Genomic DNA, 13,486 nt, shown 5'->3' with positions numbered 1-13,486 from the left:
CACTCATCGCGCGTGTTCCTCATCCACTTCGTCGAACAACGCTTCAAGGGCGTCTACATCGTTTTCTTTATGTTCACTGTGCTGACGGAACTGCTCGATCTGCGCCGCCAGGCGTTCCAGAGTGTCACCGTCGAAAAACAGCTTGAGCGGGATCGCCAGGTTCAGTTCTTCCTGAATCCGCGCACGAATGCGCGTGGCCAGCAGCGAGTGCCCGCCGAGTTCGAAAAAGTTGTCGTGCACGCCGACGCGTTCGACGTGCAGCGCTTCGGCCCAGATCGCCGCCAGGGTTTTTTCCAGGTCGTTGCGCGGCGCCACGAAGACGCTGCGGCGCACATCGAGATCGAGCAAGGCCTGGCGATTGAGTTTGCCGTTGGGCATCAACGGGAAGCGCTCCAGCACCTGCAAGCGCGCCGGTTGCATGTGCTCGGGCAGTGCCTCGGCCAAGTGGCTGCGCAATTCGTTGAGGCGGATGTCGGCGGTGTCGGCCGGGGACACCACGAAGCCCAGCAGTTGCGGGCCGGTCGGGGTTTCCCGGGCAATCACGGCGGCGTCCTCGATGCCCGGCGCGTTACGCATGGCCGACTCGATTTCGCCCAGCTCAATGCGGAAGCCACGGATTTTCACCTGGTGATCGACCCGACCCAGATACTCCAGCACGCCATCGGCGCGATAGCGCGCCAGGTCTCCGGTGCGGTACAGGCGCTGGCCCGCCGCCTTCGCGAACAGGTCGGGGACAAAACGCTCGGCCGTCAGCGTGGCTCGTTGCAGATAGCCTCGGGCAATGCCGGCCCCGCCGACATACAACTCGCCTTCGACGCCCACGGCCACCGGTTGCAGGTCCGGGCCGAGCACATGGATGCGCATGCCGGCAATCGGCTGGCCGATGGGAATGCTGTCGTCATCGTCGCTGAGGGGCAACTCCCAGGCCGAACACCACACGGTGCCCTCGGTCGGGCCGTATTCGTTGACCAGAGCCACTCCCGGCAATGCCTCGCGATGTCGCTGTACCAGTGCGTTGCCGCAGGCTTCGCCGGCGACGATCACACAGGCCAGCGCCTGGCGGTCGAGGTGTTCGAGAATCTGTGCGTGGTACGACGGCAAGGTCAGGTAGTGGGAAATCTCTTCGCGCTGGATCAGCGCCGCCAGTTGCGCCGGATCCTTGTAGCTGTCTTCGTCCGGCAGGCACAGGGTCGCGCCCTGCCCCAACGCCCAGAAAACCCCGGCCACCGAGCTGTCGAAGGAGAACGACGAGAGCATCAGGAACCCGCGCAGCGGCTGGCGATAAAAGGCATTGCGCGCCAGGGTCGAGGCCACGGCGTTGGCATGGCTGATCATCACGCCCTTGGGTTTGCCGGTGGAACCGGAGGTGTAGATGACGTAGGCCAGATTGGCGCTGTCGCCTTGTGGCTCAGGCCGGGTTTGCGCGGCGGACCAGACTTCGGCCCCCGGCATCAGGGAAATTATCCGCTCACCAGGCAATGCATCCGGCAGCGTTTGGCAGGCCAGCACATGGCGCGCGCCGGTATCGGCAAGCATGAACGCCAGACGCTCAATCGGGTAGTTCGGGTCCAGCGGCAAGTACGCAGCGCCAGCCTTGAGCGTGCCCAACAGGGCGATGACCATTTCCAGGGAGCGCTGGCCGTAGACCGCAACAATTTCATCCGGGGTCACGCCTTGGCCGCGCAAGGCATTGGCCACCTGATTGGAGCGCGCATCCAGTTCGGCATAGCTCAGGCGCTGACCGTTGACGCTCAGGGCGATGCGTTGCGGATGCAGGCGCGCCTGTTCGCTGAACAGTTCTTGCAGGAAGCGGAACGGCAATGCTTGCTCGGTGGCGTTCGGGTTGAAGCCTTCGACCAATCGGGTCAGTTGTGCGTCATTGACCAGATTCGCCTGAGCCAGGGTCATTTCGGGCGAGCCCAGCAATTGGTGACTGAACTCGACAAACTGCTCCAGCCATTCAACCAGCATCGATTCGGGCAGCGCACCGTCAAGACACGACAACTGCAACTGATCGCCCTGCACACGCAGGCGAAGGACTTCGGGGTTGCCGTCGTCCACCTCGATAGCGCTTTCAATGGCGGCCTGATAGACGAAGCCGTAACGCAGCGGCGCGGTACCTTCGGCGCTCAGTTCGAATTCATTGAGGCAATCGAGCCACGACAGCGACTGTTCGACGCTGGCGGCAAACGCCACCAGCGCTTGTGCCAGTGTCTGCTGCCTGCGGTGATCGAAGGCCACCGGCAAACGCCGGGCGAAACGTCCGAGGGTGGCGATGGTTTGCTCGTTGCGCCCCTCCACCTGCCAGCCCATCAGCAGCTTTTCCTGGTGGCCGATGCGTGCAACGAATGCAGTCCACAGCAAAAGCGCCAATTGCTCTGCCTCAACGCCTGCTCCAGCAGCGGCCCGTTGTACGCCAGCAAGCCATGGGGCGTCAATCAACGTTGCCTGACGACGAACCAGAGTGACTTCGACGGCTTTTTCGAACGGCACGCGATGAGCCACGACGAACTGCGATTGCAGGTTGCGCCAGAACGCCGCGCCCTGGTGGCCGATGTCCTCTTCGCGCAGTTCTTCCTGCCATGCGCTGTAGTCCAGGTATTGCAGCGCGTCCTCGTCGTCGGCCAGAGTTTCACCGCGCAACAGGCTGGCGAGCTCGGCCGACAGCACACGCAACGAGGCTTCATCGACGCTGCTGGCTGGGGTCAGCAGAGTGATGAACTGCTGCCCTGCCTCGTCTTCAACCTGCGCCACCACCAGCGCCTGATTCGAATCTTCAACCATGACTTCACGGCTGCGGCTCAAGGCCTCGGCCACTGAAGGCTGGTTACCCAGCAGGGTGAGCGGCAACCCATCGCACAGGCTCTGCACCGGCCACTTCATGCCCGGCAGACGACGGTACAGCGTGCGCAGGATTTCATGGCGCTGACTGAGTGTTTCCAGTGCCCTGCGCAATGCCTGGGCGTCCACTGGCCGGGCGAGCGGCAACGTCAGGGCGGCGAACAGCGGCCGTGCGCCCAGCTCCTGGGCCCGCAAATAAAAGGCCTGCTGGGCCGAAGTCTGGAATACGTCTACCGAAGGTTCGAGGGCGGTGGTGTTCATGTCGGGTGTCCTTATTCCTGATCCAGGTCGGCGCTTTTCTGCGCGATGGCCATGGCCGTGAGGATTTTTCTGTAGCCGGTGAATTCGTTGCGCGCATGCACGCTGAGGATGTTGTCGAGCAGGACCACGTCGCCCTTCTCCCAGGCGAACTCGACCATCACCTCGCGGTAGATGCCTTGCAGGTGACGAATCACGTCCTCGGGAATCGGCGAGCCGTCGCCGAAGAAGGTGTTTTGCGGCAAATCTTGCGGGCCGAATTCACGCAGCAGGTTGTCGCGGATGCTGTCCGGCAGGGTCAGTGCGTTGAAGAAGGTGCCGTGGTTGAACCAGATGCGCTCGCCGGTCAGTGGATGGCGCACGATGGCCGGGCCGTTCTGCCGGGTGCGCAGGCGGTTGCCCGGCTTCCATTCGGCCTGGATGCCGATTTTGGCGCAGTAGGCCTCGACTTCGCTGCGATCCTCGCTCTGGAACACGGTCTGCCATGGCAGGCCCATGCCGTCGCCGTAGTTGCGCACGTACATGATGCGTTTGCGGGCAAACTCTTCGCGCACCGCCGGGTCGATCCGCGCGAGGATCCGGCGGGTATCGCCAAAGGGTGTTTCACCGCCGGTGGTCGACGGCGTGTCGCAGTAGAAGTACAGGTGACGCGGGAACACCGGCGAGTACGAGTGTTCGTTGTGCGGGAAGATTTTCTCCGGCGCAGGGTAATCGGTGGAGCTGTAGATCTTGAACTGGCCGCTGATCTGGGTCCGTGGCGAGGCGCGGAACAGGTACTCCAGGGCACCGCCGGAAATCCCGTCGACACAGCGGTTGAACTCGCCGATATCCGCCACCTGGAAGCCACGGAACAGGATCACCGCGTGTTCCAGCAGCTTGCTTTCGATCAGCGCGCGATTCTGGGTCGCCCATTCCACCAGGCTCACGCCGGACACGGCCGGACGGCACACCAGCGGCATGCTGAGGCCTTCGAACATCGGCGCAAAACTCACCAGCCGCGTCGGATCGGTGGACAGGCTCTTGCGGGCACCACGACCCATCTTGGGAATGGACTTGGTCGTTGAAATGGTCATAAACCCCTCCAGAAAATGTTGACGGCGGCGCTCAAAGGCGCCGCCGACTGAATCAGTCCGCCGCGGATTGCGTCGCCGGTGCGCCACGGTTCGCCGAGCGGCGCTTGATCGCCATGGCGCTGCCGAGCAACGCCTTGCGTTGCTCGCTCAAGCGCGCATCGGCACGGCGTTGCACATCGGCGGCCAGGTCCAGCAACTCACCGACCCGCACTCCGTCAGCGCGTATCAGCACCTGGAGTACCGCCCGGATCTGTTCGAACAAACACTCCAGCGTGCTCGGCAGGTACTGGCCCACCGGCGTTTCGAAACTCAGGTGGATGTGCTCGGCATCGTTGTAGAACGCGGCGACCATGCCGATCTCGGCGGCCTGGCGCCCGGACGGGAAGTCCTCGACCTCCAGGCCCTCCATCGACGACAAGCGACCGACGCCTTCCTGGTAGATCAGCTTGATGTCGAACAGCGGCGAACGGCCGGCCCGGCGCGGCAAGCGCAAGGCTTCCACCAGACGCTCGAACGGCAGGTCCTGATGGTCCGAAGCCTCCAGCACCGCCCGGCGACAGGCCTCCAGCAACTGCGCCGCCGACTGCTCGGCATCGACCTCCACTTGCAGTACTAATTGGTTAACGAAGAAGCCGACCATTTCTTCAAGCTCGGCTTGATTTCGGTTGGCGATATCGGTGCCGATACGCACCCGACTGACCTCGGTACGCTGGCGCAGGACGAGGGTGAAACCGGCCAGCAGCAGCATGAACAGCGACAGATCGCGCTGTTGGGCAAAGTCGCGCACCTGCTGGCTGAGTTCGGCGCTGAAGGTGAAATGGGCGCTGGCACCCTCTTGCGCCGTGCGCCGGTCGCCATCGGCGGGCAACTCGAGCACCGCTTGTGGCTCGGCAAGGCGCTGCTGCCAGTAGTCGAGTTGGCGCTGCAACTCGCCGCCCTGCTCCAGCCACTGGCGCTGCCATTTGGCGAAGTCGGCGTACTGCACGCTGTGCGCCGGCAGTTGCGGGGTCTGGCCACGGTTGAGGGTTGGATAGAGCGTGACGAATTCATTGATCAGGACGCGGAACGACCAGTCATCGGCGACGATGTGGTGCACCGTCAGCAACAGCACATGTTCGTCATCCGCGACCCGCAGCACCCGCACCCGCAGCAACGGACCGTGGCGCAGGTCGAATGGCCGGGCGACCTCCTCGCGGGCCAGTTGCTGCGCTTCGACGTCCGGCGCCGGTCGATGCCGCAGGTCGCTGGCCTCGAAGCTCAACGGCAATTGCCTGTGCACCCGCTGCCAGGCCTGGCCGTCTTCTTCGTAAAAGGTGGTGCGCAACACGGCATGACGTTGCACCAGGGTTTCGAAGGTTCGGCGCAGGGCGTCGAGGTTCAGTTCGCCGCGCAGGCGCAAGGCACCCGGCATGTTGTACATCGAACTGTCCGGTTCCAGGTTCCACAGGAACCACAAGCGCTGCTGGGCAAAGGACAACGGCTGGCGTTCGCCAGAGGTATCCGCCACCAGCGCCGGGCGCTCACAGCTGTGTTGCAGCGCCTGCACCTGAGCGGCGAAATCTTCAAGGCGCGGGTGTTCGAACAGGCTGCGCAAACTCACCGAAAGGCCCAGGCGCTGGCGGATCTGCGAGACGATTTGCGTCGCCAGCAACGAGTGCCCGCCCAATTCGAAGAAGCTGTTTTCGCGGTCGACGCGACTGACTTGCAACACCTGCTGCCAGATCTGCGCCAGTTCGATTTCCAGTGCGCCTTGAGGGGCGCTGCCGACTTCGGCCTCCCAGACCTGCGGGGCCGGCAACGCGGCGCGGTCGAGTTTGCCGTTGCGGTTGAGCGGCAACGCGGCCAGCAACACCAGTTGCGCCGGTAGCATGTAGTCCGGCAGGCGCTCGCCCAGGGCGCGGCGTACGGTGTCGGTGAGTTGACGGGGATCTGAGTTCAGCCATTCATCACTGGCCGGCACTACGTAGCCGATCAATTGCTTGCCACCAACGCCTTCATGCACCAGCACTGCGGCTTCGCTGATCATCGGCAAGCCTTGCAGATGCGCTTCCAGCTCACCCAACTCAACCCGGAAACCACGGATTTTCACTTGATGATCGATGCGTCCCAGGTACTCCAGCGCACCGTCCTCGCGATAGCGCGCCAGGTCGCCGCTGCGGTACAGCCGCGCGCCCTGCGTGCCGGAAAACGGATCGGCGATGAAGCGCTCGGCGCTCAAGCCCGGTTGCTGGTGATAACGCTGGGCAAGGCCTGCGTCGCCGCCGATGCACAATTCGCCGACGCAACCGGTCGGCAGCAGGTGGCCTTCGCTGTCCAGCACATACAGCGCACGCCCCGGCAGGGCTTTGCCGATGGGCACGCCAATGTGATTGCGGGTATCGGCCAGTGTGCATTCGTGGGTGCTGGACACCACCGTGGCTTCGGTTGGCCCGTAGGTGTTGAGCAGGCGCACATCGCCCAGGCCGGCGGCGTGCCACAGCTTCAAACCTTCCAGCGACATGGCTTCGCCGCCGACGTGGACCTGACGCAAACGCCCCTTGTCCCGCTGCGGGTGCGCGGCCCACTCCTGAGACAGCAGGAACCAGTACGCCGCCGGCAAATCCGCCAGGGTCACGCCATGCTCGATGATCTGGCGATAGAGGGTGTCGGTGTCCCACAGTTCATCGCCGCGCATCACCAGCGCCGCGCCCACGCACAATGGCGGGTAGCACTGCTCGACAAAGCCGTCGAAGCTGAACGTTGCGAACTGCAGCACGCGGTCTTGCGGGGTGAGTTGTGAATAGTGCGCCGCGATCACGCAAAACTCGCGCAGTGCGGCATGGGCCAGGCACACGCCTTTCGGGCGTCCGGTGGAGCCGGAGGTGTAGATCAGATAGGCCAGGTCTTCGGCGCTGGCGAGGTTGATCAGGTTGTCGGTGGAATATCCGGTGTCTGCGCCCGGCTCCAGCGCCAGGCGCGGCAAACCTTGCGGCAGCGCTACATCGGCCAGCAGGCCCGGTTGCGCCAGCAGCAGGTCCATGCCGCTGTCTTCGATCATGTAGGCCAGGCGCTCGGCCGGGTAATCCGGGTCCAGCGGCACATAACCGGCGCCGGACTTGAGGATCGCCATCAGGCTGACGATCATCTGCGCATTGCGCCGCACCGACAGGCCCACCCGCTGCCCCGGCGCCACGCCCTGGGCACGCAGGCGATGGGCGAGCTGGTTGGCCTGCGCATTGAGCTGGGCGTAGGTCAGGCGCTCGTCACCGACCATCACCGCCAGCGCATCGGGGGTGCGTGCCGCTTGTTGCTCAAACCGCTGATGAGCCAACAACGGGCTATCGATTGGCGGCGCCGGCGGACGGGAACACGCCAGCACCTTTGCTTGCGCCTGTGCATCCAGCAAGCTGACCGCGCCCAATGCCTGTTGTGGCTGTGCGACGAACTGCTCCAGCACCTGCAACAGGCTGGCGCCCAACTGGCTGATCTGCGCGGCACTGAACCGGGTTCGGTCGAAACTGAAATCCAGGCGCAGGCTGGCGCCGACTTCGATGCCCAGGGTCAGCGGGTAACTGGTGATTTCGTGATTGTGCAGCGCACCGAAGGTCAGGCCCGCCGGCGCCCCTTGCTTGAGGGCTTCGGCCACCGGGAAGTTCTCGAACACCAGCAGGCTGTCGAACAGCGCCCCCTGTTGCCCGGCCCAGCCCTGAATGTCGTACAGCGGCACGTGTTCGAACTCGCGCAGGCTCAGGTTCAGGGCTTGCAGGTCGTTGAGCCACTGGGCCACCGACTGCCCCGCTTGCGGCGCGGCGATGATCGGCAAGGTGTTGATGAACAGCCCCAACTGCTGCTCTATGCCCGGCAGCGGCGCGGAGCGTCCGGCAATCGTTGCGCCAAACGCCACACAGGACTGGCCCGTGTAGCGTTGCAACAGCAGGCCCCAAGCGCCTTGCAGCAAGGTGTTGAGGGTGATTTTCTGCTGGCGGGCAAAATCGCTCAGGCGCTGTAGCGCGGCGCTTTCAAGGGTCAATTGATGTTCACCCATGCCGTACCCATGGGCAGGCGTCGGCAAGGCTTGCGCCAGCAGCGTCGGCGTTTCCAGCGGCGCCAGCGCCTGTCTCCAGAACTGTTCGGCGGCCAGCAGCGGCTGCTGTTGAATCCAGCCCAGATAGTCGCGGTATTGCCCCAACGGCCTGGCCAACGTCTGGCCGGCATAGTGCTGGATCACTTCGCCGAGCAACTGGGCGTTGCTCCAGCCGTCCATGAGGATGTGATGGCTGGTATGGATCAGGTGCCAGCCTTCACTGCCCCGACGCACCAGCAGCAGGCGGAACAATGGCGCGGCGCTGAGTTCGAAGCCACGGCTGCGCTCCTCGGCGGCCAGTGCATCGAGATCGATGTCGGCTGCTTCGATCACTTGCAGTTGCAGGTCGATCTGGCGATGAATCACCTGATGCGCGCACTCAAGCCCCAGCCAGTGGAAGCTGCTGCGCAGGATGTCGTGTCGGTTGATCGCCGCCTGCCAGGCCCGGCCGAATGCCGCCAGCTCCAGCCCCTGGATGTCCAGGCGCAATTGATTGATGTAGGCCTCGGCCTGGGGTTCGTACAGGGTGTGGAACAGCATGCCCTGTTGCATCGGCGTCAGCGGGTAAACGTCCTCGATGGCCGGCGCCGCAACAGGCAAGGCATCGAGTTGTGCCTGGGTGATGCGCGCCAGTGGGAAGTCCGACGGTGTAACCTGGCCTGGCGCTGTCGCACAGCAATGTTCGATCAGCGTCTTGAGTTCTTCGGTGTAGGCATCGGCCAGTCGCTGCACCGTGGACTCGGCAAACATGTCACGGCTGAAGCCCCATTGCAGCGAGAGCTGCCCGCCATAGACCTGGCCCTCCACGGTCAGCCAGTTGGCCAGCGGTGCATCGTCGCCCTGAGCCTGGCCGCCGCTTTCCGGGGCTGGGACGAACAGCGCGGCGTCGTCGAACTGACGGTCGAACTGCCCCAGGTAGTTGAAGGTGATCCGTGGCGCCGGCAAGTCTTGCAGGGCCTGGCGCTGCGCCGGTTCGCCCAGGTAGCGCAGCAGTCCATAGCCCAGGCCTTTGCCGGGAATGGCGCGCAGTTGCTCCTTGATCGACTTGATCGAATTTGCCACCCCGGCCTCGGGTTGCAGGCGCAGCGGAAACAGGCTGGTGAACCAGCCGACGGTGCGGCTCAGGTCGAGGTCGTCGGACAGGTCTTCGCGGCCGTGGCCTTCCAACTGGATCAGCGTCGAGCCCTGCCCGCTCCAGCGGCAGATGACCCGCGCCAACGCCGTGAGCAACAGATCATTGACTTGGGTGCGATAGGCCGCCGGGGCCTGTTGCAGCAACTGGCGGGTCAGTTCCTCATCCAGTTTCGATTCGATCTTGTGCCCGTGGCGCTGCTGCAAGCTGCCCTTGGGGTTGTCGCACGGCAGGTCCCGGGCGTCCGCCAGTTGCGCCTGCCAGTACGGCATTTGCCCAGGCAAGGCGCCGGCATGCTGTTGCAGATGCGCGGCCCAGGCTTGATAGGCGCTGGTTTTCTCGGGCAGTGCCACTTGCCGGTAAGCCTGTTGCAAGTCTTCGAGCAACACCCGCCATGACACCCCGTCCACGGCCAAATGATGAACCACCAGCAACAGGCGCTGACTGCCATCGTCGAGGCTGACCAGCAAGGCACGCAGCAGCGGCCCGCTTGCGAGATCGAGGCTGCGTTGGGCTTCATCGCACAGGGCGGTCAAGGCTTCGGTCGAAGACGCCCGACGTTGCCACAATCCAGCTGACTCGACTGGCGCTGCGTGGCGCTGCTGCCAGCCTTCGGCACCGTCGATGAAGCGCAGGCGCAAGGCATCGTGATGGTTGATGACGGTAACCAAGGCCTGCTCCAACACCTCAGGATTCAACGCGTCCCGGGGCGTCAGCAGCAGCGACTGGTTCCAGTGCTGACGCTGGGCGATGGCCTGTTCGAAGAAGTAATGCTGTGCCGGGGTCAGGATCACCTCGCCACTGACCGGGCCTTGATCGACAGTGCTGCGGCTGTCGAACGCCGCGACCAGCGCCAGGCTACGCACGGTCTGGTACTGGAACAGATCCCGCGGGCTGAGGCGAATGCCCGCCTGGCGGGCACGGCTGACCACCTGGATGGAAATGATCGAGTCGCCGCCGAGCTCGAAGAAATTGTCTTCGAGGCTCACACGTTCTGCGCCCAGCACCTCTTGCCAGATCTGCGCCAGCGCGATCTGCATCGCATCCTGTGGCGCAACGAATGCCTGTTGCGGCGTGGCGTCGGGTGGCGGCAAAGCCTTGCGGTCGAGCTTGCCGTTGGCGGTCACCGGCAAGGCGTCCAGCGGCATCAGGTAGGTGGGCACCATGAATTCCGGCAGGCTGTCGAGCAGCCAGGCCTTGAGGGTTTGCGGCCACTGCGCATCGGTGTCGGCGTTTTCCAGCACCAGATACGCCACCAGATGCTTGCCGCCCTGCACCAGCACCACGGCCTCACGCACCAACGCATGCTGCATCAGCCGGGTTTCGATTTCCCCCAGTTCGATGCGCAGGCCACGCAATTTGACTTGATGGTCGAGGCGCCCGAGGTATTCGATCACCCCATCGGCGCGCTGCCGCACGCGGTCGCCGGTGCGGTACAAGCGCGCACCGTCATGGAAGGGGCACGGCACAAAACGCTCGGCGCTGAGCGCCGGACGCCGGTGATAACTGCGCGCCAGCCCGGCGCCACCGAGGTACAACTCCCCCGCCACGCCGGCCGGAACCGGCAGTAATTGTGCATCCAGCACATGGGTGCGCAGGTTGGCGATGGGCCGGCCGATGGGCACGCTGTCGGCGCCTTCGTCGATGCAGGTCCAGTGGGTGACGTCGATGGCCGCCTCGGTCGGGCCGTAAAGGTTGTACAACCCGGCACCCGGCAGCTTTTTGAACACCTGCAATTGGGCATCCAGCGGCAAGGCTTCACCGCTGCAGACGATGCGCTTGAGACCGGTGCACGCCTCGACACCCGGCTCGTGGATGAACGCCTGGAGCATCGAAGGCACAAAGTGCAGCGTACTGATGCCGTACTCACCGATCAGGCGGATCAACCGCGCCGGTTCACGATGCGCCCCCGGCGGTGCCACCACCAGGCGCGCGCCGGTCATCAGCGGCCAGAAGAATTCCCACACCGATACGTCGAAACTGAACGGGGTCTTCTGCAACACCGAGTCGCTGCCATCCAGCCCGTAAGCCTGCTGCATCCAGCACAAGCGGTTGACCAGCGCCGCGTGACTGTTGCCGGCGCCTTTGGGCTTGCCGGTGGAACCGGAGGTGTAGATCACATAGGCCAGGTTCAGTGGATGCACTTCAACTGGCGGGCAGGACTCGCTGTAGCCGTCGAGCCAGTCTTGCTCCTGATCCAGGGCGATGACCTTGACGCCCTCGGTGGGCAGTGCGCCGAGTAAAGTGCTTTGGGTGAGCAGCAAGCCAATCGCACTGTCTTCGATCATGTAGGCCAGGCGTTCAGCCGGGTATTCCGGGTCCAGCGGTACGTAGGCACCACCGGCCTTGTGAATCGCCAGCAGGCCGATGACCATTTCCAGTGAACGCTCGACACAGATCCCCACCAGCACATCCGGGCCGACACCCTGCTCGCGCAAGCAGTGCGCCAGTTGATTGCTGCGGGCGTCAAGTTGCGCGTAGCTGAGCTGACGATCGCCAAACACCAGTGCCGGCGCGCCGGGGGTGCGTCGGGCCTGGGCCTGAATCAACTGGTGCATGCACTGCTCGACCGGATAGATCTCGGCGGTGCGGTTCCAGTCCTGCACCAGCACTTGCTGCTCATCCGCCGTCAGCATCGGCAACTCGCCGATTTTTTGTGTCGAGTCGTCGACTATCGCCTGCAACAGGCGCGTCCAGTGCCGGGCCATGCGCGCGATGGTATCGGCCTCGAACAGGTCGCTGGCGTAGGTCAGCGCGGCGTGCAGCTTGCCGCCCTTCTCCCAGGTGTCGAGGGTCAGGTCGAACTGGGTGGTGCGGCTTTGCCAGTCGATGCTGCCCAGCTCCAGGCCGGACGCAGTGCTGACCGAGGCCATGTCGGCTACATGCGGCTGGTGGTTGTACATCACCTGGAACAGCGGCGTGTGGCTGAGGCTGCGCTCCAGTTTCAGCGCTTCGACCAGGCGTTCGAACGGCAGGTCCTGATGGGCCTGGGCGCCAAGGGCGGTTTCCTTGATGGCGCGCAGCAGGTCGTCGACCCGGGTCTGGCCGTCCAGTTGGGTACGCAGCACCTGGGTGTTGACGAAGAAGCCGATCAGGCCTTCGATTTCCGCGCGGTTGCGGTTGGCGATGGGCACGCCGACGCGGATGTCGGTTTGCCCGGTGTAGCGATGCAGTAATGTGTTGAAAGCGCCGAACAACAGCATGAACAGGGTGATGTTGTGATTCTGCGCGGTGCTGCGCAGTTGCTCGGCCAGTTGCGCCTGGACCGCGAATTCGTAGCGGGTACCGCGATAGCTCGGCATCGCCGGGCGCGAATGATCCAGCGGCAGTTCCAGCACAGGATGTTCATCGCCCAATTGCGTCAGCCAGTACGCCAGTTGCCGCGCCTGCTCGCCCGCCTCCAGCCAGCGGCGCTGCCACAGGGCGTAGTCGCTGTACTGGATAGGCAGCGGCGTCAGCTGCGGTTGCGTGCCGGCATCGAAGGCGTCGTAGCAGCGGATGAATTCGTCGATCAGCACGTTCATCGACCAGCCGTCGGAGACAATGTGGTGCAGGGTCAGCAACAGCACGTGCTCAAGCCCTGCGAGCTTGAGCAAGGTGACCCGCAGCAGCGGACCGGTCGACAGATCGAACGGCAGTACCGATTGCTGTTCGGCGGTTTCAGCCACGGCACGTTCGCGCTCCTCGGCGGGCAGTGCGCTGAAATCCACCTGCTCGATGACCAGCGGCGCGGTGGCCGGGACTTGCAACAGGCTGTCATCGGCTTGACGGGCGAACACCGTGCGCAGGGTTTCATGCCGCGCCACCAGGCTGGCGAACGCCTGTTCCAGCGCCGACAGGTTCAGGCGACCGGTCAGCCGCACCGCGCCCGGCAGGTTGTAGGCACCGCTGTGGGGATCCAGTTGCCAGAGAAACCACATGCGTTGCTGGGCGTACGACAGCGCCAGGCGATCCTCAGCCTCGATGCTGGCCGGAATCGGAAAACGGGCGAAATCCACGCCCTCCTTGTGCAAGGCCGCAAGGAACATTTGACGCTTTTCCAGGGGCAACCCGATAAACCGGCGAGCGAGTTTCAAGGAGTCTTCAGCATTCATCTATCGGCATCCGCATCAGTAGGCA

3 protein-coding genes are annotated in these 13,486 nt (G+C 64.1%); all 3 read right to left on the bottom strand.

The window, feature by feature from the left end:
• Positions 1-3: 3 nt before the first annotated feature.
• From KW840_RS24445 to KW840_RS24435, 3 genes are read right to left on the bottom strand one after another with little or no spacing between them, the layout of a single operon-like run.
• Positions 4-3,102 carry an amino acid adenylation domain-containing protein gene (locus tag KW840_RS24445; protein ID WP_218498062.1) on the bottom strand — a complete coding sequence of 1,033 codons (3,099 nt, stop codon included), beginning with the start codon at positions 3,100-3,102 and terminating at the stop codon, positions 4-6.
• An 11-nt stretch (positions 3,103-3,113) separates the two neighbouring features.
• Positions 3,114-4,172, bottom strand: coding sequence for a TauD/TfdA family dioxygenase (locus KW840_RS24440; protein WP_218498061.1), 1,059 nt, complete (start codon positions 4,170-4,172; stop codon positions 3,114-3,116).
• A gap of 52 nt (positions 4,173-4,224) precedes the next feature.
• Complete coding sequence (locus tag KW840_RS24435; protein ID WP_218498060.1) at positions 4,225-13,461, bottom strand: non-ribosomal peptide synthetase; 9,237 nt, start codon at positions 13,459-13,461, stop codon at positions 4,225-4,227.
• Positions 13,462-13,486: the final 25 nt, after the last annotated feature.

The sequence above is a fragment of the Pseudomonas sp. PDM30 genome (assembly GCF_019218985.1).
Taxonomy (GTDB): domain Bacteria; phylum Pseudomonadota; class Gammaproteobacteria; order Pseudomonadales; family Pseudomonadaceae; genus Aquipseudomonas; species Aquipseudomonas jessenii.
Note: the sequence above shows the minus strand (reverse complement) of the source record. Positions and strands in the feature narration are given on the sequence as shown.

What these genes read in the sequence shown, in the direction of transcription:
- KW840_RS24445 (WP_218498062.1), bottom strand. Translation starts at nt 3,102, where the DNA reads ATGAACACCACCGCCCTCGAACCTTCGGTAGACGTATTCCAGACTTCG.
- KW840_RS24440 (WP_218498061.1), bottom strand. Translation starts at nt 4,172, where the DNA reads ATGACCATTTCAACGACCAAGTCCATTCCCAAGATGGGTCGTGGTGCC.
- KW840_RS24435 (WP_218498060.1), bottom strand. Translation starts at nt 13,461, where the DNA reads ATGAATGCTGAAGACTCCTTGAAACTCGCTCGCCGGTTTATCGGGTTG.